Origin of the sequence: Methylobacterium sp. Leaf123, from assembly GCF_001423405.1 — a bacterium.
GTDB lineage: Bacteria > Pseudomonadota > Alphaproteobacteria > Rhizobiales > Beijerinckiaceae > Methylobacterium.
Genome location: NZ_LMNS01000036.1, coordinates 187,881 through 210,802, shown reverse-complemented (window position 1 = coordinate 210,802; position 22,922 = coordinate 187,881). Strand labels below are relative to the sequence as shown.

The following is a 22,922-nucleotide window of genomic DNA, read 5'->3' as shown; positions in this document are numbered from 1 at the left end:
GCGATATCCCAATTCGATCGAACGGCCGGGAAGACCGGAGCGCGAACACCCGCTCCTGAGCAATGCGGTAACCTTCGCCTCCGACCCGTTTCCGAGCGCCAGGATACGCCTCGCTGCTGTCCGGCCCCAGGCATTGTCGGCGATTTAATTTCAGGCAGCGTTTCGAAACACCCGCGGGATTGCCCGTGGCCACACCCAAGGTGCGGCCGGCGTGACAGGACAATATTTGCGTTTTGCGCAATCGGTTGTGGCGTTGACCGCTCCGCATCGCTGCCATGCAGCCCCAGGCGTCACCGAGCCGAGACTCTCAACCTACAACACTCCGCTCGGTATCAGCGGAGGGATAGCGTTCCCACGCCGATCGTCCCCATTCTCCGTTTTGCGGCGCGGCCTGAGCTCAAAGCCGACGGTCGGAGCGGATCGGCTGTGCAGGCTATGACCAAGACGGCACTCACATGGCCCATGCCGCCGAGCCAGAGCGAAAGCCGGCGGCTTGCCGCTTTGCGGCGCTTGCAGTTGCTCGACACGCCCGCTGATCCAGCCTTCGACCGCATCACGCAGCTGGCCCAGACGCTCTTCGATGTCCCGATCGCGCTCATTTCGCTGATCGATGAGGACCGACAATGGTTCAAGGCCAAGTGCGGCCTGCACGTTTCGGGTACACCGCGAGAACAGGCCTTCTGCAACTATACGATCCTGCACGACAGCGTGTTTGTGGTTCCCGATGCGCGCGCCCATGCGGATTTCGCCATGAACCCCCTCGTGACCGGGGAGCCCTTCATCCGCTTCTATGCGGGCGCGCCCCTCATCGTCGCACCGGAGACACGAATCGGCTCGCTCTGCATCATCGACACGGAATTGCGCGCCTTCAACGAAGAGGACAGCCGGCTGTTAGCCCGCTTGGCGCAGGTTGTGACCGATGAAATCTGGTTGAGAACGCTTGCCTCCGGACAGAGCCCGATCGTCCCGCATTTCGTGCCGGACAGACAGAAGACCGAACCTGCACCCCTGATCACAGGCGTGCAAGTTCGTGCGGCCCGGGCGATGCTCGGCTGGTCCATCGACGCGCTGAGCCTGAAAACCGGCCTCTCCCCGAACACGATCAAGCGAATGGAGGCGGATGAGCAGAGCCGTCCCAGCAGCCAATCTACGGCCGCGAAAGTTATGGATGCCTTGGAAGGCGCGGGGATTGTATTTATCGGGCACGACGCGGCCAATCCAGGCGTACAACTTCTGAGCAAACCTGCTCGCAACAAAGATCAACAGGAAATTTAACGCATTTTTAGGGCCTGGTTGCCCATCTTGTCCAACAGCAGACCGCCGGTCGGCAGTGCGGCGCTCCGGTCCTCCAAGAGGGCGTGGTTCAATCGAACAATGCCGCCTCTAGGATGGATGCATGTCGCTGTTCTTTCGCGGCGATCATGCCGTGCTGCACGCTGTCGGTCGTGCGCATGGCATGGTGGAGCTCACGCCGGCGGGCAAAGTGCTGAGCGCCAATGCATGCTATCTCGACTGGCTTGGATATACGTTCGACGAATTGCGGGGCCGCGCCCTGGATGTCGTCCGAGACCCGTACGAGGCGGCGAGCACGGAACAGCAGGAACTCTGGGCGGCGGTGACCCGAGGCGAGTCCCGGACCGCGTGCTCTCGGCATCTCACCAAGCAGCGCGACGCGATCTGGCTGCAGGTCAGCTACTGCCCCGTGCTCGACCGGACCGGCCGGGTGACCAAGGTCGTTCTGCTCTCGGTCGATGTCACCGCACAGCAGAAGAACAGCGCCGATCACGCGGCGGTGCTTCAGGCCATCAGCTGCTCGCGCGCGACCATCGAGTTTGCCCTGGATGGCACCATCCTCATGGCCAATCCCAGCTTCCTCGACGCCGTCGGCTATACGCTGGACGAGGTTCAGGGCCGGCACCACAGCCCGTTTGTGGCTCCGGCAGAGCGTGAAAGCCAAGCCTATCGCGCGTTCTGGGCCGCTCTGGCGCGCGGTGAGTTCCAGCGCGCCGAGTACAAGCGCATCGGCAAGGATGGACGGGAGCTTTGGCTGCAGGCCATCTACAATCCGGTTCGCGACCGCCAGGGCAAGCCGTACAAGGTCGTGAAGTTCGCGACCGACATCACGCAGGACAAGCTGCACCGGGCCGACGTGGCGGGGCAGATCGCGGCCATCAACCGGTCACAGGGCGTCATCCACTTCGGCATGGATGGCACGATCCTCGACGCCAACGAGAACTTCCTGAGCGTTGTCGGCTATCGGCTGGACGAGGTCCGCGGCCAGCACCATCGGACCTTTGTCGAGCCATCCGAGGCTCAGTCGGATGAGTACCTCCAGCTGTGGGAGGCCTTGCGGCGGGGCGAGTACCGGGCGGGCGTGTTCAAGCGCCTCGGCAGGGGCGGGCGGTCTGTCTGGATCCAGGCGAGCTATAACCCGATCTTCGATGCGGATGGCAAGCCGTTCAAGGTCGTGAAGTACGCCACCGATATCACGGCCAAAACAGCCGCTCAGCACGCGGCGACCGGCGCCTCGGGCCAGACGCTGATGAACGTGCAGACCGTCGCCTCGGCGGCGGAGGAGCTGAGTGCGTCGATCGGTGAGATCGCCCAGAGCCTGGCCCGCTCGCGCGCCGAAGTGGACGCCATCCACGATCAGACCCTCGTGGCGGACCGCTCCACGGCAAAGCTGAAGGACGCCGCCGCCGCGATGAACGGTGTCGTCCAACTCATCCAGGGTGTCGGTCAGCAGATCAATTTGCTGGCCCTCAATGCGACGATTGAGGCGGCGCGGGCCGGAGAAGCCGGACGCGGCTTTGCTGTGGTGGCCGGCGAGGTGAAGAACTTGTCGAACCAAGTGACGCAGGCGACGACGCGGATTGCCCACGACATCCATGGGATGCAGGGCATCGCGGAAGAAGCGGTTGGTGCCCTTCTGTCGATCGTGCAGGCGATCGGGTCGGTGCGGGAAACGGTGACCGGCATCGCCTCGGCCGTCGAGGAGCAAAGCGCCATCACCCAGGAAATCTCATCCAGCATGCAGACGGCCGCTCACGGTGTCGGCGAGATCAACACCAGCTTGCAGGCTCTGACGGGCTGAGGAGCTCGTCGCCTCGCGCGGTCGCGATATGATCCGCCCCGATGTAGGGCCTGCAGGCCGGCTTGCCGGGTCAAGGTCACGCGCGCTGCCTGCGGACCAGCCGGCTGCGCTGAAGTCATTCCCCTCTGCGAGGAGCCAATTCGCTCAAGCCTGCTGACGGCGAAGAGCGGAAACCGCACGCGGTTACGCTGCGCGTTCTTCGATCAAATGATCGGACGGCACAACCTACACTTTCATTCATTGTCTCATAGTCCGGCGTCCGGCCGCGTTCCGGCACGGCAGGGCGGCAGGCTCCCGTGATTGCGCTTCGGAGATTTCCATGCCCCTGACTGTCCGCCGCCGCCCCATCGCCTCCGTCGCCGCAGCCGCCCTCGTCGCGGGCGGCGCGGCCGGGTTCGGCCTGACCGAGCCGATGACCTCGGCTCACGCCCAGGCCTTGCCCAAGACCCCGATCGAGGCGCCCGATCAGCCGCCGGGCTCGTTCGCCAACGTGGTCGATAAGGTGAAGCCGGGCGTCGTCGCCGTGAAGGTGAAGATCGACGACAGCGCCGGCGACGACGAGGACGACAGCCCCGGCGGCCCCAACATGCAGCAGGTGCCGCCGCAGCTGCGCGAATTCTTCAAGCGATTCGGCCAGGGCGGCCCCGGTGGGCGCGGTCTGCCGCCGCGGGGCGGGGCCGGCTCGGGCTTCATCATCTCGGCGGACGGCTACGTGGTCACCAACAACCACGTCGTCGACAAAGCCAAGACCGTGCAGGTCACCCTCGATGACAGCCGCACCCTCGACGCCAAGGTGATCGGCAAGGACCCCAAGACCGACATCGCCCTCCTCAAGATCACCGAGAGCGGCAGCTATCCCTACGTCCAGTTCGGCAAGAGCGCCCCGCGCGTCGGCGACTGGGTGGTGGCCATCGGCAACCCGTTCGGCCTCGGCGGCACGGTGACGGCGGGCATCGTCTCGGCCCGGGTGGTGGCCATCGGCAACCCGTTCGGCCTCGGCGGCACGGTGACGGCGGGCATCGTCTCGGCCCGCGGCCGCGACATCGGCGCCGGCCCCTACGACGACTTCCTTCAGATCGATGCACCGATCAACAAGGGCAATTCCGGCGGCCCGACCTTCAACGTCAACGGCGAGGTCGTGGGCGTGAACACGGCGATCGCCTCGCCCTCGGGTGGCTCGGTCGGCCTCGGCTTCGCGATCCCCGCCGAGACGGTGCAGACGGTGGTCGATCAGCTCCGCAGCGACGGCAAGGTGGTGCGCGGCTATCTCGGCGTGCAGGTCCAGCCCGTGACCAAGGACATCGCCGACGGTCTGGGCCTCGACAAGGCCAAGGGCGCGCTGGTCGATCATGCCGAGAACGGCACGCCCGCCGCCAAGGCTGGGCTGAAGCCGGGCGATGTGATCGAATCGGTCAACGGCGCCCCGGTCAACGACGCACGCGATCTGTCGCGCCGCATCGCCGGCCTCAAGCCGGGCACCGAGGTGAAGCTGGCCTATCTGCGCAACGGCAAGAGCGAGGTGGCGACAGTCGCGCTCGGCACGCAGCCGGGCGACGGCAGGGTGGCGAGCCGCGGCGACGACGGGCCGAGCGGTCGGGCCCGGCTCGGCCTGAACCTCGCCCCAGCCAGCGAGATCGGCCTCGGCGACGAGGGCGTGGCGGTGATGGATGTCGATCCCGACGGGCCGGCCGCGGCCAAGGGCATCGCGCAGGGCGACCTGATCCTGGATGTCGCCGGCACCAGCGTCTCGAAGCCCTCCGACGTCCAGGCGCAGATCCGTGCCGCCGAATCGAACGGCCGCAAGGCGGTGCTGATGCGGGTGAAGAGTGCCAAGGGGCAAACCCGCTTCATCGCCGTCCCCCTCACCAACAAGGGGGACTGATCGTCCCTCATCCCGGCGGGGCCGCCTTCGGTCCCGCCGATCCGCGTGCGAGGGCTCCCGGCTCCGCACCCGCAGCGTGCCGAAGCGATCAAGATCTTTTGAGGGTCATGAAGGCAGCATAGGCACCGAGGAGCGTAACGGCGAGCCTCTCGAAGCTGAATTGCAGCGTATTTTAAGTTGCAGATCTCCGGAACCCCCGTGCGTGACGCCCGTTCACGCTATAATCGAAGCAGGTGAATTCATAGATTGCTCCGATCAATTGATTGGATCACAAATACAAATCCTTATCATTCCAACATTTGTCCCGCCCGGACCAGGAAGAATGTTTTGGGCGCCCGACAAGGGGACAAGCGGATCTCCGAACTGTGCCGAACTCTGGATCAGCTTCGGCTGAAGCGGGTGCGACCAGCAACCGGCCCGTCCCCGGCTTGTACCGAATTGACGAGCCAAACCGCTCGGGCTTGGAAGATCGACCTTCGACCGAAACGAGTCGCCGACATCATTTTCAATCAAGGGAGACCATTATGCGCGCACGCTACCTGAAGTCGTCTCTGCTTCCTGCCGTTGCGATGATCCTGTCGAGCGGCATCGTTCACGCCGAAGCCCCGAGCGGGAAGGACTCCGATACGAGTGCGGGAAAGTTGTCGGGCAAGACGCTCGAAAAGGTAACCTGCGAGGAATTCAACGGCCTCGACGAGACCTTCAAACCAAAAGTCATCGCATGGGCGGCCGGGTACAAACAGGGCCAGAAAAAGCCTGATGCCGTGGCGATCGATATCGCCGGAACAGAGAAGGTTACACCTTTTGTCGTTGAGGAGTGTAGGAAGACGCCATCCGCGTCCTTGTGGTCGAAGATCGATCAGGAACTGAAGAAGATATTCTAATGCCAATAGGATTGCAGCGCTGATTGAGATGCAGGCGCGCCGGGCAAGGTCCACATTCCGGTTCAGGAGGTGACCATCTCTGAGCGCGCCTGCACGGCCGGCATCGACGTGCCGTGTTGGCTTTCAAGCTCAAGAGAGGTTCGCCGATGATGAAGCGCCTGATCATCCTGGCCGCAGCACTTGCGACCAGCACGGTTACCCTCGCGCAGCCATTTCCACCGCCGCCTCCGCCCGGTCCTCCTCCGCCCCCACCGCCACCGTTGGTCTTTCCCCCGCCGCCGCCGCCACTGGAATTGCCGCCTCCGCCCCCACCGCCGCCTCCTCTTCTGCCTCCGCCTCCGCCTCCGCCTCCGCCTCCGCCTCCGCCTCCGCCCGTCTGAAATGTCGGTGTTCTGAGGAAGAGTGGATTCTCGGGTGGACTGTCTTGTTCACTTGAAATCTGCTTCGGGGCTGCGCGACCAAGCCGAGCGCAACAAGTCTTCAGTTCACCGCGCGATGCGGGTCGGCAGCCAGACCGATGTCGGAGCCTTGGGCTGGCACCCTGCCGGCCTGGGCAAGGGCGCGCTCCAACATCTGTCCGTAAATCGGGCGGCCGCCGAGCCACTGGGCCACGAGGCTGGCCGCCAGGCAGGCTGTCAGCATGGGCAGGACGAGCGCATAGGCGGTCGTGAGTTCAAGCACCAGCACCACGCCCACGGCCGGTGCGTGCACCGTTGCGCTGAAGAGTGCGGCCATCGCCACGATGCCGAAGGCAACGGGCGTCACCCCGAGGCCGGACAAGAGTTCGGGGAACACCATCTGCGCGAGCAGGCCGAAAGCCAAACCGAGGCAGGTCGCCAGCGACAGGATCGGCGCGAAAATGCCCCCCGGCGTGCCGACGGAATAACAGACGACCGACATGAAGAGCCGGGCGACCGCCAGCATCAGCAACACGCCGGCACTCGGGGTCAGGACGGCGATCTGTGAAATGACCTGTTCCCCGCCCGTCGCGGTGCGCGGCGCGACGATCAGCAGGGTGCCCACGAGCAGTCCGACCAGGGCAGGCCAGACATACGGGGCACGCGTCTGCCATGCGGCGGCGATGTCCAGCATCGCCAGGATGCATCGATTGAAGAGCACGCCCACCGCACCCAGGAGGATGCCCAGCACGGCGAAGGCCGGCAACGCAGCCAGCGCCGCGGGCCCGGCGGAGAGCGGCAGGTCCGGCCGCGCGCCCGAGATGATCTGGGTCACCGCGGTTCCGGTGATCGCCGCGGCGAACACCCCCATGTAGTTCCGGAAACTGTACGGGAACTGCTTGCGCGTTTCCTCGATGACGAACAGGACGGCCGCCATCGGGGCATTGAAGGCGCAGGCGAGACCCGCCCCGGCGCCGGCCGCCAGCAGAGCCCGCCGATCGACGTCCCGCACCCGGAACAGCTCGGACGCGGCGAGCGCCGCCGAACCGCCCATGTGAATGGTCGGTCCCTCGCGGCCAAGAACCAGGCCCGAGCCAATCGCCGCGATGCCGGCGACGAACTTCACCGGCAGCACGCGCTCCCAACGCAGATGCCGGATGCCGGCGATGGCCCCCTCGATCTCCGGAACCCCGCTCCCGCTCGCTTCCGGGGCGAAGCGCTTCGTGATGAACACGGCAAAGACCGTGGCCGCCATGGTGAGGGTGGCGCTCGCTGCGACCAACCGCCAACCGGCGGTCTGGCCGGCGAGCCATGTCGGCCAATCGATGATCGCGTCGATGGCGAGGTGGAACAGGCCGCCGAACACGCCCGTGAGGGCCCCGACGATCAGGGCCACGGCGACGAAGCGTGCCTGCTGCCAGGGCGGAGCGGGTCGATCTGCCGGGCTCATTCGCGCGCTCCTCTTGCGATCGCCAGCAAACCCCGGACTGCGCGCGGTCCGTCGCAGGAACGAGGTTCCCGACGGGGCTCACCGGAGCCCCGCCGAAGCGGTTTTGCGGGTGCTACCCGTCAGGCGGTCTGCTTCTGCCTCGCCGTCCCCCGCCTCACGCGCTCGCGCAGGGTCTGGACCGTGACGTACAGCATCGGCACGAGGAAGATGCCGATCGAACTCGCCGCGATCATCCCGCCGAAGACCGCGGTGCCGACGTCGCGACGGCTGATCTGGGCCGCGCCGGTCGCGATCACGAGGGGGACGAGACCGAGGATGAAGGCGATGGAGGTCATCATCACGGCGCGGAACCGCTGCTCGGCGCCGCGGATCGCGGCCTCCCGGATCGGCAGGCCCGCCTCCCGCTGATCCTTCGCGAACTCGACGATCAGGATGCCGTTCTTGGCCGCGAGCGCGATCAGCACCACGAGCCCGATCTCGCTGTAGAGGTCGAGCGACAGGCCGGCGAGCTTGACGGCCAGGTAGGAGCCGAAGGCGCCAACCACGACGGACAGAAGGACCGGGATGGGGATCGTCCAACTCTCGTAGAGCGCAACGAGGAACAGGTAGGCAAACAGGAAGGCGAGGCCAAGGACGATCCAGGTCTGCCCGGAGGCCTGCTGCTCCTGATAGGCGGTCCCGGTCCACTCGTAGCTGTAGCCGGACGGCAGGGTCCGGTCCGAGATCTGCTCCATCGCGGCCATGGCGGCGCCGGAGGAGATGCCGGGTGCCGCGCTGCCGTTCACGCTCACGGCCCGGAAGTTGTTGTAGCGCGTGAGCACCTGCGGTCCGAGCACGAAGCGCTCGCTCGCGACCGAACGCAGCGGCACCATCTGGCTCGAGGCGTTGCGGACATAGATGTCCCAGATGTCGCGAATGTCGCCCCGGTTGTCCGCCTCGCCCTCCACATTCACCTGCCAGGTGCGGCCGTAGAGGTTGAAGTTGTTGACGTAGACGCCGCCGAGCGTCGCCTGGAGCGAACTGAAGACGTCGCTCATCGCCAGCCCGAGCACCTGTGCCTTCGTGCGGTCGATGTCGAGGTAGATCGAGGGATTCGACGCCGTGAAGGTGGAGAAGACGCGGGCGAGTTGCGGGTCGCGGTTGGCCGCCGCAACGAGCCCGCGCACCACCGCGTCGGCCGCATCCGGGTCCTGTCCCTCTCGCGCCTCGAGCACGTATTCGAATCCACCGCTCGTCGAGAGCCCGACGATGGGCGGAAGGTTGAAGGGCAGGACCGTCGCCTGCCCGATCTTCGCAGCAGCCGCGTAGGTGCGCTCGATCAGGGCCTGGGCCGATTCCGCCGCGTTTCGGCGATCGGCGAAGGGTTTGAGCTGCGCCACCAGGAATGCGGAGTTCGGTTCGGCCGCCCCGTCCAGAAGCGAGAAGCCGACGATCGACAGCACTTGGTTGACGCCCGCCATGTCCTTCAGGAGCCTCTCGACTTCGGCCGCGACCGCGCTCGTGCGGGCCACCGATGCGCCGTCGGGCAGTTGGACCGAAACGAAGAACGCGCCCTGATCCTCCTCCGGGAGGAAGCCGGCCGGGGTGATCCGCGCGATGCCGAAGATGCCGCCTGCAAACAGCAGAACCAGCACGAGCGAGAGCGCGGAGACGCGGACGAGGCGGCGGACGCCCGCCGTATAGCGGTCCCGCACCCAGTCGATCCCGCCGAGCACGCGGCCCATGATGCCCCGCCGTGAGCCGGTGGGACGCAGGAACACCCCGCAGAGCGCGGGCGAAAGCGTCAGGGCGTTGATCGCCGAGATCACCATCGCGGCGCTGATCGTGACGGCGAATTGCCGAAACAGCGTTCCCGACACGCCGGGGATGAAGGCGATTGGAACGAAGACCGACAGGAGGACGAGGGTGATGGCGATGATGGGCGCCGTGATCTGCGTCATGGCGAGCTTCGTCGCCTCGACCGGCGACAGCTCCGGATGCTCCTCCATCACCCGTTCGACATTCTCGACGACGACGATGGCGTCATCGACCACGATGCCGATGGCGAGCACCATCGCCAGGAGCGACACGGTGTTGGCCGAGTAGCCGAGCAGGTAGAGCACCGCGAAGGTGCCGATGAGGCTCACCGGCACGGCGAAGGCGGGGATCACCGTCGCGCGCAGATTTCCGAGGAACAGAAACACCACGAGGACGACGAGGACGAAGGCCTCGGCAAGCGTCCGCAGCACTTCGGAGATGGTGTCCTTCACGAAGGTCGTGGAATCGTGCACGACGGCGTATCGCAGGCCCGCCGGGAAGCGTGCCGAGAGCTTCTCCAGGGTTGCCTTCACGGCGGTCGCGGTCCGCACCGCATTGGCGCCCGGCACGAGATAGATGGCGACGGGAACGCCGGGGCGGCCGTCGAGCCGGGATTCGCTGTCGAAGCTCTGCGCGCTGAGTTCCACCCTGGCGACATCGCGGATCCGCACCACGGAGCCGTCGGAATTCGTCCGCAGGACGATCGCGCCGAACTGGGCCGGCGTCGACAATCGACCCTGCGTCTGCACGTTCATCTGGATCTGCTGCTCGTCCGTGATCGGCGGCGCGCCGATGCGGCCGACCGGCGCCTGTACGCTCTGCGCCCGGATGGCATTCACGACGTCCGAGGGCGCCAGATTCAGGCTCGTCAGGCGCTGCGTGTCGAACCAGACGCGCATCGAGTAGTTCATCCGGGCGAACAGGTTGGCCTGGCCCACTCCGGCCGTGCGCGAAATCTCGTCGAGCACGTTGATGATGGCGTAGTTCGTGATGAAGAGCGGGTCCTGCGCGCCCGTCTCGCTGTAGAGGACGGCAAACAGCAGGATCGCGGACGATTTCTTCTCGACCTTGAGCCCTTGCAGCTGCACTTCGGACGGGAGCTGGGACAACGCCGTCTGGACGCGGTTGTTGACGCTGACCGCGTCGATGTCCGGGTCGGTACCGAGCTGGAAACTCACCGAGAGGCTGTAGCTGCCGTCATTGGCGCTCGTGGACTTCATGTAGATCATACGGTCGACGCCGATGACCTGCGCTTCGAGCGGCTGGGCCACGCTCGCCTCGACGACCTCGGCCGAGGCCCCCGGATACATCCCCGACACGCTCACCTGCGGCGGCACGATGTCCGGAAACTGCGCGACCGGGATACGGAACAGCGCCAGCCCCCCCGCGATGGTGATGATCAGCGCGATGACGATCGCGAGCCGCGGGCGGTCCACGAAGACGGATGAGATCATGACACGCCTCGGGCTGGGTCGCCTGGGACAAGCGGCATTCGATCCGGGACGAGGGACCGCGGAGCGGGAGACGAGACGGCGCAGGGGAGGCGGCGTCCCATGCTGGGCTAGCGCCGGCTGTTCGGGCTGCCGCCGGCGGGTCCCGCCGGGGCCGTGGGACCAGCGATCGCCGCGCGGCCCTCCTTCGCGGCTGAATTCCGCATCATCTTCTGAAGCGTGGCGTCGGCGGGCCTGGGCGAGACCGTCTCGCCCGCGCGGACCCGCTGAAGGCCTTCGGCGATGACCTGTTCTCCGACCTTGAGGCCGCTCGTCACCGCCGCGAGCGTCGTGCTCGATTGGCCAAGCTGAATCCGACGCTCCTCGGCCTTGTTTCCCGGCCCGATCACGTAGACGTAGCTGCCCTGCTGGTCGGCCAGGACGGCGGCGCGGGGGATCGCGACCACTTCGACCGGCTCGACGCCTTCGAGGAACACGGTCACGAACTCCCCATCCGTGAGCTCGCGGATGGTGGCGGCGGTGCGGGTGTGAGCGAAGATTGGGGGGTTCGGCAGCACGCCGCGAAGCAGGATCGTATCCGTATTCGTCGCGATGGTGTTGTTGACGAAATCGAGCTTCCCGGTGTGATCGTAGAAGCGGCCGTCCGGGAGTTGCGCCCGGATCAGGACAGCGCTGAATCCACCCGTCGGCCCATAGCGCGCTCTCAGATTGATCGCATCGCGGACCGGCACCGGAAACGTCACGAACATCGGGTCCTGGCTGATGATCGTCGTTAGCACCCCGGAGCTCGGCCCGACGACGTTGCCGATTGTCAGGGCCGTGCGCCCGATTTGGCCGGCGATCGGCGCGCGGATCTCGGTGTAGCCGAGATTGATCTGCGCCGTGTCGAGCTGGGCCTGTGCGGCTTGAAGCTGCGCCTCCAAGGCCCGCTCGTTCGCGAGCGCCGCGTCGTAGGTCGATTGCTGCCCGGCCGGCCCGCCGAGCAGGATTCGGGCGCGCTGCGTCGTGAGACGCGCGTTTCCCAATTGCGCTTCAACCTGTGCGATCTGCGCCTTCTGAGCGGCCACGGCCGCCTGGAACGGGCCCTGCTCGAGCAGGTAGAGGAGCGTCCCTACCTCGACGTCTGTGCCCTCGACGAAGAGGCGCTTCTCGATGAACGCCGTCACCCGGGCGACGATGTCGACACGCTGCTTCGCCTCGATGCGGCCGATGAACTGCTCCGTCTGCGTGATCGGCTCCTTGCCGGCCGCAATGATGCCGACGATCGGTGCGCTGACCGGCCCGGCCTGCGCGAACGCCGCCGACATTGCGAGTGGGCCCGCGGCGGAGAGCGTTGCAGCGGCCACCCAGACCCGGAGCTTGAACATGCCGGTCATCGTCATGTTCGCCTCCGGGGGATCGTCCGCCGACGCTCGACGAGCGGCCGAAAGCCCTGTCCGCCGCGCCCCGTCATTGGCACCGTGCCGGAGTGGCGGGAGGTGGCCGCTGGCGCGACACACTCGGAGCCTTGCACGGCCCGATGCCCGTCGCGCGCATCCGCGATGACAGAAGGCCCCAGACCCGAACCCTGCGCCTCTTCGCAGATCCGGAGACCGAAAGTGCCGCCCCGAACGCTCGATCCGGGACGACACGAGGGATGCGCGCGCGGCATCATCTGTCCAGACATCAGCGAAAGTGTTTTCAAGCGATGCTCTCGCGCTGCACCCGACCCGATTGCATCAGGCCGGCCTCTCTCGTTCCTTGTTTTGGCGCGCATTCTTTCGGCGAACCGGCGGCCCCTTCGTCGGAATGCGCTCTAGAACGACGGTTTATTGCCGATGCATTTGCATCGCTTCGATTTCAGAATCCGGCAGCGGCCGCTGCAGCAATCCCTCGCACCGCGTCCGACCCATCCATTGCCGCGGCACTCGATGTTCATGTCGCGCGTCGTCATGATCTGACCCGGTCGGCTCATCGCCATCGTCGAAGTATAAATGCTTACTCCCATGAGCATCGCCGGAACAGCCGCGAGCATTGCAACGCTTCGCATGACGCATCCTCCATATTGATTGATCGGTTGGCAGACACGCACTTGGCGCGGCGCCCAATCTTACCACGAGGCGATTTTATTTGAATTATACTATGCTATTTTAGAGAACGAATGACTTTGCTCAGCGCCGGATGTACTGAGAATTCCAAACGCTCTTAAACAGACAAGATTTGACCGGGCCAGAGCTTGAACCGGACCTCTTCGTAGATTGCTCATTGCGGCCGCCAGGACGGGCCGGACGATCCGCTTCGAAAAGCCGTTCAAGGCATAGGGGCGCCGTCGCAATCGACGATCATCACCCGGGCCCGGCACTGGGGCCGACGATCGCCTCGCCGAGGTTCAGGGCGCCCTGGCCGACGTCGGCGACGTGGTTCCTCATGTCGGTGCCGGCAAACGGATCGAACTGAGGCATGGTCAATCTCCGCAAGACCGACAGTATAGCCGAGACGGGCAGGCCGGCACCTTGACGGTGATCAATCCAATTCCTGTTTCCCGATGGGCGTATTGTTCAAGCCATCCTGCCCACACCCCTGTTGGGAGCACCGATCAGGCCGATTTCAGCAGCCATCGAAGCGGGAGGGCGATGAGCGTCAAGCTCACGACGCTCATCGCCCAGAGCAGGACGAACCAGCCGATCCGCCTGAGCGTGCCGGTTCTCGTCGCCCGGCGCATGTGTGCTGTAGCGGGCACGAAGGCAGGCTCCGCCGTCGGCTGATGAAGATCCATCAATGGTATCCGGATTCCGGTGTGACCTTGCCGCGGAACAGCCAGTAGACGTAGGCCGTGTAGCCGAGCACCATCGGGATCAGCACCACCGCACCGGCCAGCAGAAAGGCTTGGCTGCTCGGATGCGTGGCCGCGGCCCAGATCGAGATGTCCGGGGGCACGATCATCGGCCAAAGGCTGATGCCGAGGCCGATATAGGAGAGCAGGAAGAAGCCGAGCGCGCAGAGGAAGGGCATGAGTTCCTCCCGCCGCTCCAGCGAGCGCAGGAAGCGCAAAGCCAGCAGCCCGACGAGCACGGGCACCGGCGCCCCGATGAGGAGGCCGGGAAAGGAGAGCCAGCGCCCGCGGAAGGAATCGCTGAGGACCAGCATCGTGAGCGAGATGACCGCGATCAGCAGCAAGGTGGCCAGACCCATAGGGCGGGCGAGGCGGTAAGCGCGGATCTGCAATTCGCCCCCCGTCTTCCAGATGAGCCAGCAGGCGCCCAGGAGCGCGTAGCCCACCACCAGCGCCACGCCGGTCAGTAGGGAGAAGGGGGTGAGCCAGTCCCACCAGCCGCCGGCATAGGCCCGCCCCTCGACGCGGATGCCCTGGACGAGGGCGCCGAGCGCGATGCCCTGGCAGAAGGCCGCCACGTAGCTGCCCCAGGAGAAGGCCCGGTCCCACCAGAGCTGTCCCCGCGCCGTGACCATGCGGAAGCGCATTTCGAAGGCGACGCCGCGGAAGACGAGGGCGAGCAGCATCAGGATCAGCGGCATGTAGAGCGCCGGCAGGATCGTCACGTAGGCCAGCGGGAAGACCGCGAAGAGCCCGCCGCCGCCGAGGATCAGCCAGGTCTCGTTGCCGTCCCATACCGGGGCGACGGAGTTCACCATCACGTCCCGATCGGCCTTGGCCGACATGGCCGGGAACAGGATGCCGATGCCGAGATCGAACCCGTCCATCGCAACATAGAGGAACACGGCGGTGGCGATCAGGACGGCCCAAATCAGCGTGAGGTCGAGAGACATCGAAACCGCTTCCTTCACTCAGCGGGCTGGGCATTCGGACCGGCGGCGAGCGCCGGGGCCGGGGTAATGCCGGCGGTGCGCACCGGCTGGCCGGCGGGCAGACCCGCCTCGTGCGGCCGCGGCGGCTGATTGAAGAGGTGCAGCAGGAACCAGATGCCGGCCCCGAACACGACGAAATAGACCACGGCGAACGCGGCCAGCGAAGCCGCGACCGCGGGGGCGGCGATGGGTGAGACGCTGTCGGCGGTGCGCAGCAGCCCGTAGACCGTGAAGGGCTGGCGCCCGGATTCCGTCACCACCCAGCCCGCCGTGACGGCGACAAGGCCGGACGGGCCCATCGCGACCGCGCAGCGGTGCAGCCATCGCGCGGTGTAGAGTCGGTCTTTCCAGCGCAGATAGAGGGAGGCCGCGCCCAAGGCGATCATCAGGACGCCGAGCCCGACCATGACCCGGAAGGCCCAGAACACCAGGGGCAGGTTCGTCGGCCAGGTGTCGCGCGGCAGCGCCTTGAGCCCGCGCACCTCGGCGTTGAGGTCGTGGGCAAGATACAGGCTCGCGAGCCCCGGTATGCCGATCGCCCAACGCGTCGTCTCGGTCTGCGCGTCCGGCCAGCCGAACAGGATCGAGGGCGCGCGCCGCTCGCTTTCGAAGTGGCCTTCCATCGCCGCGACCTTGGCGGGCTGATGGTGGTAGGTGTTGCCCCCATGCAGATCGCCCAGGACGAGTTGGATGGGGGCGACGATGGCCGCCATCCACATCGCCATCGAAAACATCAGGCGGGCGCGCGGGTTCGACCGGTCGCGCAGGAGATGCCACGCCCCCACGGCGCCGACGATCATTGCGGTGGTCAGGTAGGCGGCGGTGACGGTGTGGGCGAAGCGGAAGGGGAAGGACGGGTTGAAGACCACGGCCCACCAATCCTGGGGCGCGAAATGGCCGTTGGCGTCGATCACGTAGCCCGCCGGCGTCTGCATCCAGGAATTGGCCGAGAGGATCCAGAAGGCCGAGGTCAGCGTGCCCACCGCGACGAGGCAGGTCGCCAGGAAATGAAGGCGCGGGCCCACGCGCTCCAGACCGAACAACATGACCCCGAGAAAACCCGCCTCCAAGAAGAAGGCCGTCAGAACCTCGTAGCCGAGGAGAGGACCGAGAATCGGAGCCGTCTTGTCGGAGAAGACCGACCAGTTGGTGCCGAACTGGTAGCTCATGACGAGCCCCGAGACGACGCCCATGGCGAAGGCGACGGCGAAGATCTTGAGCCAATACCGGTAGGAATCGAGATAGACGGCGCGTCCGGTGGCGAGCCAGAAGGCTTCGAGCACGGCAAGAAAGCTGGCCAGCCCGATGGTGAAGGCCGGGAACAGGAAGTGCCAAACGACCGTGAAGGCGAATTGGCTCCGAGCGAGATCGAGGGCGCTGGGGAGGTAGCTGTCCGGCATCTTTGAAACTCGATCGGCGGAAGTGAAGTACGGCTCGAATTTGAAACGACACAGCCACGGTGGTCCAGCGGCCAGCGAGGGCGCTACGGTGCCAAGTATCGGCGATTGGCCGTCTCACCGGCGATCACCGACACCGCGAGGCATCCTCCGATAGGCCAGACGGCCTCATCCGCGACTTTCCCAGCGAGACCGCCGCCTGGATTGTTTGCCTTCACCCCAGCAGTATCGATTGCCTGTTTTCGGGTGCTTGCGCGCAGTTCAATGGAATACGGACCCATCAGGACACACCCTCGATTGGAAGCACCCGCGAAGTACGCGCCCCGACAGGGAAGCGCATCATGTTCAAAGCCGCATTGATCGAGATCAGGCGGGAGCGTCGAGGCTTCGATGACGGATCCGCCCGACAGGGGCCGGCCGCTTTTCTGAATCATGGTCAGGCGCGCGACACTCGCGGATCGCGCCGACAGAGGAACCCGAACCCACCGGATGCACGGTTTCGAGAGGTGAGGCGGCTATCGGCCACCGCTCGAACTCGCCTGAATGGCAAAGTACTGACCGTTGTTACGTCATGGCCGTGCTTGTCCGGTAGAGCATATAAGCGGCGACCGTGAAGATGAGAGACGCGAAGATCCGATCGAGCGTGCCCTTCTGTCCGGCGAGACGGCAGGCGAGGCGCATGCCGACCCAGCCGCCGATGAGGCCGCCGGCGATGTACTGGGCCGCGACCGGCCAATCGATCATGCCCGAGAGGGCATAGTTCGCCGCCGTCGCAATCCCGAAGGCCCCGACCGCGAAGAGCGAGGTGCCGATGGCGTTGATCATCGGCATCCCGGTCGCGAACACGAGCCCCGGCACGATCAGGAAGCCGCCGCCGATCCCGAAGAACCCGGACGTCACGCCGACCGCCAGCGCCACCGCGGCCAATCGCGGCGTGAAGGCGGGGGCGGACGGCGCGCCGGCCGCTGGGGCACATCCGGCGCCATTGCGCCTGCCGGATCGCAGCATCAGCAGCCCGACGGCGATCATGACGAGGGCGAACAGGAAGAGCAGACGCTCGCCGTCGAAGGCCTTGCCCAGCGTCGAGCCAAGGAGGGCGCCGACGACTCCGAAGGCGGCGAAGACGAGCGCGTTGCCCCAGCGCACATTGCCCGCCCGCCAATGGCCGGTGAAGTTTGCCATGGCGCTGACCGCCACCGCGAGCGCGCCCGTGCCGATCGCGACATGCGGCTGTCCCACGCCCACCACGTAGAGCAGGAGGGGCGTGGCCAGGATCGAGCCGCCACCGCCGATGAGGCCGAGGCTGAACCCGACGAAGCCGCCGGACAGGAGTGCGAGCACGACGCTCATCGCGTGGTGGGCTCCGGGAGATCCGGGCTCCGGCCGGTCGCCGCAGCGCCGGCCTGGGCGAACAGGGCCGCCCCGCCATTCCGGTTGCGTCCGCTCGCCTTCCTGCGAAGCGGACGGCTCTGCGGCTCGTCCGAGCCGAACATCGCGTGCAGGATCTCGACGAGTTCGAGCGCACGGGGCGCCGTCAGCGTGTAGAACACCGTCTTGTGCTCGCGGCGGGTCGAGACCAGCTCGGCCTCGCGCAACTCGCCCAGATGCTGGGAGAGGCTCGGCTGGCGGATGCCGAGTTCGCGCTCCATCTCGGCGACGGAGCACTCGCCTTCGGACAAGCGGCTGAGGAGGCGCAACCGCCCCGGATGGGCGAACACCTTCAGGAGGTCGGACACCTCCCGCGCCCTGTCCTCGGGAAGCGATTCCGTCGGGTTCATTCCCACACCGCCCCTTCCAGGGCGTTGAGCGGGAACTTGAGATAGCGCCGGCCATTCGCCTCGGGCTCCGGCAGCCGGCCGCCCCGGATGTTGACCTGCAAGGCGTGCAGGATGAGCTTGGGCATCGGCAGGGTGGCGTCGCGCGCCTCGCGGATGCGCACGAACTCCGCCTCGGTGCGCGCCGCGACCATGTGGGTGTTGGCCGCCTTCTGCTCAGCGACGGTGCTTTCCCAGCGCGCTTCGCGGCCGCCCGGCTGGTAATCGTGGCCGGTGAAGATGCGCGTTGAGTCCGGCAGGGCGAGGATGGCCTGGATCGAGCGCCAGAGCGCGACGGCGCTACCGCCGGGGAAGTCGGCCCGCGCGGTGCCCGAATCCGGCATGAACAGGGTGTCGTGCACGAAGGCGGCGTCGCCGATCACGTAGGTGACGGAGGCCAGCGTGTGGCCGGGCGAGAACAGGACGCGGGCCGGCACCTCACCGACCGAGAAGACGTCGCCCTCCGCGAAGGTCCGGTCCCAGTGCGAGCCTTCGGTCGGCCGGTCCGTGAAGCCGTAGACGGCGTTCCAGAGCCTCTGAACCTCGACGACCCGCTCGCCGATGGCGGTGGGGGCCCCCGTGCGCTCCTTCAGGTAGTGAGCGGCAGAGAAGTGGTCGGCATGGGGGTGCGTATCGAGGATCCATTCGACCGAGAGCCCCGCCGCGCGCACGTAGTCCAGGATCTCATCGGCGCAGCGCGTCGCGGTCGCCCCCGACTTCTCGTCGAAATCGAGCACGGGATCGACGATGGCGCAGCGCTTCGTCCGCGGGCACGCGACCACGTATTGGATACTGCCCGTTCGCCGCTCGTAGAACCCCCGGACGAGGGGGTGCGGGTCGTCCGTCTCCGTCATGGTCACAAGGTCCCCGTTCGAAAGTACCAGTCGCCGGCCTCGCCCTCCGGGCGGGCGGCGGCTCCGTGGAACGTCAGCGGCGGCGCGGCGAGGATCGGGTCGCCCGGCCGCCAGGCCTCCGGCGTGACGACATCCGCCTCGTCGGTGACCTGCAGCGCGGCCACGAGGCGCAGGATCTCCTCGACGCTGCGCCCGACCGTCATCGGGTAGGTGGAGGAGGCCCGGATGATCCCGTCCGGATCGATGACGAAGGTCGTCCGCACGGTCGCGCTCGACACGGCGCCCGGCGGCAGCATGCCGTAGGCGCGCGCGACGGCCATGGAGGGATCCTCCAGCATCGGGAACGGAACGCGGACGCCGAAGCGCTCCTCGATGTTGTGCGCCCAGGCGAGGTGCGACGACAGGCTGTCGACCGAGAGGCCGAGCAGGTCGCAATCCAGCGCCTGGAACCGGGGATAGGCACGCGAGAAGGCGAGGAACTCGCTCGTGCAGACCGGCGTGAAATCCGCCGGATGGGAGAACAGGACCAGCCAGCGACCGCGGTAATCCTCGAGCGTGCGCTCGCCCATCGTCGTGCGAGCCCGGAAGCCCGGAGCCGGATCGCCCATCACCGGGGGGCAAACCGGCTGGCCGGCCGCCGCGTCGAATGTTTCAATATGCGAATTCATATATCGTTGTTCCTGGCTTTTCGCCGGCACAGAGCCAGCTACTCCCTGCTTTGCACCGCTGTCAATATTGGATATGCTTTAGTCGATCAAGATCAATATGCAATTACATATATCGACGGGACCACCCATGGACGCCCATTCCATCACGAGCGACTTGTCCGTCGCGCCCCAGATCCGGCCTGACGACATCCCGGCGATCGCATCCGCCGGATTCCGGTCGATCCTCTGCAACCGCCCCGACGCGGAGAGCCCCGACCAGCCGAGTTTTCGCGAGATCGAGCAGCGGGCCGAGCAGGCCGGCCTCGTCGCCCGCTACCTGCCGGTCACGTCGGGTCACATCACCGATGCGGATGTCGCGGCCTTCGAGGCGGCGACGGAGGCCCTGCCGAAGCCGGTGCTCGCCTATTGCCGCACCGGCACGCGCTCGGCGACGCTGTGGTCGCACGCCGAGGCGCGGCGCGGCCAGGCCGAGGCGGAGATCCTGGCTGCCACGAAGGCCGCGGGCTACGACCTGGAAGGCGCCGGCCCCCGGATGGCGGGTCGCAGCGGCGCGGCGGCCGAGAGACGCTTCACGGTCGTCATCGTCGGCGGGGGCGCGGCCGGCATCGCGGCGGCTTCAAGCCTGAAGGCGCGCAAGCCCGATCTGGAAGTCGCCGTGATCGACCCGGCCGACGTCCACTACTACCAGCCCGGCTGGACGATGGTCGGCGCCGGCGTGTTCGACCAGGGGGTGACCGCCCGGTCCATGGCCTCGCTGATTCCGGACGGCGTGACCTGGATCAAGGCCGGCGTCGTCGCCTTCGAGCCCCAGAGGAAGGCCGTGGTGCTGGAGGGCGGCCGGACCATCGGCTACGACCGCCTCGTCGTCGCCCCCGGACTCACGCTCAACTGGGCCGGCATCGAGGGGCTGGAGGAAACGCTCGGCCGGAACGGGGTGACCTCGAACTACCGCTTCGACCTCGCGCCCTATACCTGGGAGCTGGTCCAGGGTCTCGGCGCAGGACGCGCCGTGTTCACCCAGCCGCCCATGCCGATCAAATGCGCGGGCGCGCCGCAGAAGGCGATGTATCTCTCCGCCGACCATTGGCGGCGCGCGGGCCGCCTGAAGGATATCGGGATCGACCTCTTCACGGCGACCCCCGGCCTGTTCGGCGTGAAGGAATACGTGCCGCCCCTGATGGAGTATGTCCGGCGCTACGACGCGAAGCTGCACTTCCGTCACAACCTCACGCGCATCGACGGTTCGGCCAAGCGCGCTTGGTTCACCTCTACGGCCGAGGACGGCACCCCATCGACGGTCGAGACCGCCTTCGACATGATCCATGTCGTCCCGCCCCAGCAGGCCCCCGATTTCATCAGGCAATCCCCGCTGGCGGATCCGGGCGGCTGGGTCGAGGTGGACCCGGCAAGCCTGCGCCACACGCGCTTCGCCGACATCTACGGGCTGGGCGACGCGTGCAGCACGCCGAACGCCAAGACCGCCGCCGCGGCGCGCAAGCAGGCGCCGGTGGTGGCGCACAACCTGCTGCGCGACATGGGCTTCATCTCGAGGCCGGAGGCCGTCTATGACGGCTACGGCTCGTGCCCGCTCACCGTCGAGCGCGGCAAGATCCTGCTCGCCGAGTTCGGCTATGGCGGCAAGCTGCTTCCCAGCTTCCCGTCCTGGCTCCTCGACGGCACGAAGCCGAGCCGGGCCGCATGGCTGCTCAAGGAGCGCATGCTCCCGCCCATCTACTGGCGCGGCATGCTCAAGGGGCGCGAGTGGATGGCAAAGCCCAAACTGGCGGTTTGAGAGCGGGCAGCGCCAAGCGAGCAGCGCCAAGGGATCGGTTGAGGGGTCAACCAAGGCCGTCCCTTGCGTTTCCCGGGATTACCTGTCCTGAGACAGGGACGCGGACCGTGCTTGCGGAGGCTGTCGCCCTCCCGACCCGTGCCATCGCAACCTCCGTCGCGAGCCTCGGCCGATGTTGGACATCCTGCCCCCGCATCTGCTCCGGGCGGCGCTCGGCCTCGTCCTGGGCGCGCTGCTGGGCCTCGTTGCCCGCCACGGGCGCTTCTGCACGCTGGGTGCCATCGAGGATGCGGTCTACGCGCGGGATACGCGCCGGGCCCGCGCCTGGATGCTCGCCGCCGGGATCGCGATCCTGGGCACGCACCTGCTGGAGACCTTCGCGGGCCTCGATCTGCCGCGGTCGATCTATGCGGGGCCCCGCCTCGAATGGGGCGCCGCAATCGTCGGCGGCCTGATGTTCGGGTTCGGGATGGCGCTTGTGGGGACGTGCGGCTTCGGGGCGATTCTGCGCCTCGGCGGCGGCGACCTGCGCGCCTTCCTCGTCCTGCTCGTGCTCGGTCTCTCCGCCTCCATGGCCATCGGCGGCCTCACCGGCCTCGCGCGGGTGGCCTTGCTCGAACCGCTGAGCGTGGATCTCGGCGCGGCCGGGGCGCAGCGGCTCGGGAGCCTCCTCGGCCTCGACCGGGGCCGCTACGGCACGCTGGGCATCGCGGCAGCCGCCGCGGCCGGCCTCGGCATCCTGGCTCTGGCCGGACGCGATTTCCGGCAGCGCCGTCGGTTGCTCTACGGTGCGATCGTCATCGGCGGCGTGATCGTCGCCGGATGGTGGACCAACGGCGTCGCCGGTTACGACGAATTCGAGACGCGGGCGGTCGGCTCCTTCAGCTTCGCCCGCCCCGTCGGGGACACGCTGCTCTACGCCATGCTCGCCAGCGGGATGACGGTCGATTTCGGCGTCGGCTCCGTCCTCGGGGTGCTTCTGGGCGCCTTCGCCGCCGCGCGCAGCGCCGGCGAGTTCCATTGGGAGGCACCCGACGACGCGCGCGAGGTCCGGCGGCACGTCTTCGGGGCGTTCCTGATGGGGACCGGCGGCGTGACCGCCCTGGGATGCACCATCGGCCAGGGCTTGAGCGGCCTCTCGACCCTCTCGGTCGGCTCGATCCTCGCCCTCGCTGCGATCCTCGTCGGTGCGCGGGCCGGCCTGTACTGCCTCATCGACCGCCACGCCTGACCACCAGCGAACGGGCGCGGTGCCCGCGGGACTCAGCGCGGGCGCGTCTCGCAGAATGCGCGATGCAGGGCCGCGATGATCTCGCGGACCTCGGGGCGCGCGAGGGTGTAGTAGATATTCTTGCCGTCCCGGCGCGCCTCGACGAGGTCGTCGGCGCGCAGGCGGGCGAGCTGCTGCGACACCGCTGGCTGGCGCAGATTGAGCAATTGTTCGAGTTCCGAGACGGACCGCTCGCCCTCAACCAGAAGGCAGAGGATCACGAGCCGCGCCTCGTGGGCCAGCGCCTTCAGGAGTTCGCTCGCGTCGCGGGCGTTGGCGAGCAGCAGATCCAGCTCGGGGGATCCCGCAGCCAGACCGTTCGTCGCCGTCTCCGCCTGCTGCAGCGGCATCGTTCCATCCTCTTGCT

17 protein-coding genes are annotated in these 22,922 nt (G+C 67.0%); 7 read left to right on the top strand and 10 right to left on the bottom strand.

Features of this window, described 5'->3' with window-relative positions; translation table 11 throughout:
* Nucleotides 1-435 precede the first annotated feature (435 nt).
* The 4 genes from ASF53_RS18100 (at nt 436) to ASF53_RS18085 (ending at nt 5,860) form a co-directional block, all read left to right on the top strand.
* Nucleotides 436-1,275, top strand: a complete 840-nt coding sequence (locus tag ASF53_RS18100; protein WP_286134516.1) for a GAF domain-containing protein — start codon at nt 436-438, stop codon at nt 1,273-1,275.
* Between the two features lie 121 nt (nt 1,276-1,396).
* Entirely contained in the window at nt 1,397-3,094 is a 1,698-nt protein-coding gene (locus ASF53_RS18095) for a methyl-accepting chemotaxis protein (protein ID WP_056201573.1), read from the top strand.
* 319 nt (nt 3,095-3,413) lie between these two features.
* Entirely contained in the window at nt 3,414-4,976 is a 1,563-nt protein-coding gene (locus ASF53_RS18090) for a trypsin-like peptidase domain-containing protein (RefSeq protein ID WP_056201571.1), read from the top strand.
* A 524-nt stretch (nt 4,977-5,500) separates the two neighbouring features.
* Nucleotides 5,501-5,860 (top strand): acid-activated periplasmic chaperone HdeA, encoded by a 360-nt coding sequence (locus tag ASF53_RS18085; protein ID WP_056201568.1) that lies wholly within the window; start codon nt 5,501-5,503, stop codon nt 5,858-5,860.
* 480 nt (nt 5,861-6,340) lie between these two features.
* On the opposite strand, the gene clcA is transcribed toward ASF53_RS18085, so the two are convergent.
* The 3 genes from clcA to ASF53_RS18065 all read right to left on the bottom strand — a co-directional run bounded on the left by clcA (nt 6,341) and on the right by ASF53_RS18065 (nt 12,338).
* Nucleotides 6,341-7,708 carry a H(+)/Cl(-) exchange transporter ClcA gene (gene clcA / locus ASF53_RS18075; protein WP_056201560.1) on the bottom strand — a complete coding sequence of 456 codons (1,368 nt, stop codon included), beginning with the start codon at nt 7,706-7,708 and terminating at the stop codon, nt 6,341-6,343.
* Nucleotides 7,709-7,827: 119 nt separating this feature from the next.
* Entirely contained in the window at nt 7,828-10,959 is a 3,132-nt protein-coding gene (locus ASF53_RS18070; protein WP_056201557.1) for an efflux RND transporter permease subunit, read from the bottom strand.
* Between the two features lie 107 nt (nt 10,960-11,066).
* Nucleotides 11,067-12,338 carry an efflux RND transporter periplasmic adaptor subunit gene (locus ASF53_RS18065; protein ID WP_056201554.1) on the bottom strand — a complete coding sequence of 424 codons (1,272 nt, stop codon included), beginning with the start codon at nt 12,336-12,338 and terminating at the stop codon, nt 11,067-11,069.
* Nucleotides 12,339-13,568: 1,230 nt separating this feature from the next.
* Between ASF53_RS18065 and ASF53_RS26840 the strand changes: the two genes are divergently transcribed.
* A complete protein-coding gene (locus tag ASF53_RS26840) occupies nt 13,569-13,700 on the top strand; it encodes a hypothetical protein (protein ID WP_286134538.1) in 132 nt (43 codons plus the stop codon).
* 10 nt (nt 13,701-13,710) lie between these two features.
* On the opposite strand, the gene cydB is transcribed toward ASF53_RS26840, so the two are convergent.
* The 6 genes from cydB to ASF53_RS18030 form a co-directional block, all read right to left on the bottom strand.
* Nucleotides 13,711-14,721 carry a cytochrome d ubiquinol oxidase subunit II gene (gene cydB, locus ASF53_RS18055; RefSeq protein WP_056201547.1) on the bottom strand — a complete coding sequence of 337 codons (1,011 nt, stop codon included), beginning with the start codon at nt 14,719-14,721 and terminating at the stop codon, nt 13,711-13,713.
* A 14-nt stretch (nt 14,722-14,735) separates the two neighbouring features.
* Nucleotides 14,736-16,160 (bottom strand): cytochrome ubiquinol oxidase subunit I, encoded by a 1,425-nt coding sequence (locus tag ASF53_RS18050; protein ID WP_056201543.1) that lies wholly within the window; start codon nt 16,158-16,160, stop codon nt 14,736-14,738.
* A 561-nt stretch (nt 16,161-16,721) separates the two neighbouring features.
* Nucleotides 16,722-17,507: a sulfite exporter TauE/SafE family protein gene (locus tag ASF53_RS18045; protein WP_056201540.1), complete on the bottom strand. Its 786-nt coding sequence runs from the start codon at nt 17,505-17,507 to the stop codon at nt 16,722-16,724.
* A complete protein-coding gene (locus ASF53_RS18040) occupies nt 17,504-17,935 on the bottom strand; it encodes an ArsR/SmtB family transcription factor (RefSeq protein ID WP_056201537.1) in 432 nt (143 codons plus the stop codon). Before ASF53_RS18040 ends, ASF53_RS18045 begins: the two co-directional genes overlap by 4 nt.
* Nucleotides 17,932-18,825 carry an MBL fold metallo-hydrolase gene (locus tag ASF53_RS18035; protein ID WP_056201534.1) on the bottom strand — a complete coding sequence of 298 codons (894 nt, stop codon included), beginning with the start codon at nt 18,823-18,825 and terminating at the stop codon, nt 17,932-17,934. The genes ASF53_RS18040 and ASF53_RS18035 overlap by 4 nt, the downstream gene beginning before the upstream one ends.
* A 2-nt stretch (nt 18,826-18,827) precedes the next feature.
* Nucleotides 18,828-19,493 carry a peroxiredoxin gene (locus tag ASF53_RS18030; RefSeq protein ID WP_056201530.1) on the bottom strand — a complete coding sequence of 222 codons (666 nt, stop codon included), beginning with the start codon at nt 19,491-19,493 and terminating at the stop codon, nt 18,828-18,830.
* A 127-nt stretch (nt 19,494-19,620) separates the two neighbouring features.
* Here ASF53_RS18030 and ASF53_RS18025 point away from each other — a divergent pair, with 127 nt between their 5' ends.
* Together ASF53_RS18025 and ASF53_RS18020 are read left to right on the top strand one after the other, a co-directional pair.
* Complete coding sequence (locus ASF53_RS18025; RefSeq protein ID WP_056201527.1) at nt 19,621-21,285, top strand: bifunctional protein tyrosine phosphatase family protein/NAD(P)/FAD-dependent oxidoreductase; 1,665 nt, start codon at nt 19,621-19,623, stop codon at nt 21,283-21,285.
* A gap of 172 nt (nt 21,286-21,457) precedes the next feature.
* Nucleotides 21,458-22,516, top strand: a complete 1,059-nt coding sequence (locus ASF53_RS18020) for a YeeE/YedE family protein (protein WP_056201523.1) — start codon at nt 21,458-21,460, stop codon at nt 22,514-22,516.
* A 32-nt stretch (nt 22,517-22,548) separates the two neighbouring features.
* Here the strand turns inward: ASF53_RS18020 and ASF53_RS18015 are convergent, their stop codons facing one another.
* Nucleotides 22,549-22,905 carry an ArsR/SmtB family transcription factor gene (locus tag ASF53_RS18015; protein ID WP_056202021.1) on the bottom strand — a complete coding sequence of 119 codons (357 nt, stop codon included), beginning with the start codon at nt 22,903-22,905 and terminating at the stop codon, nt 22,549-22,551.
* Between the last annotated feature and the right edge of the window lie 17 nt (nt 22,906-22,922).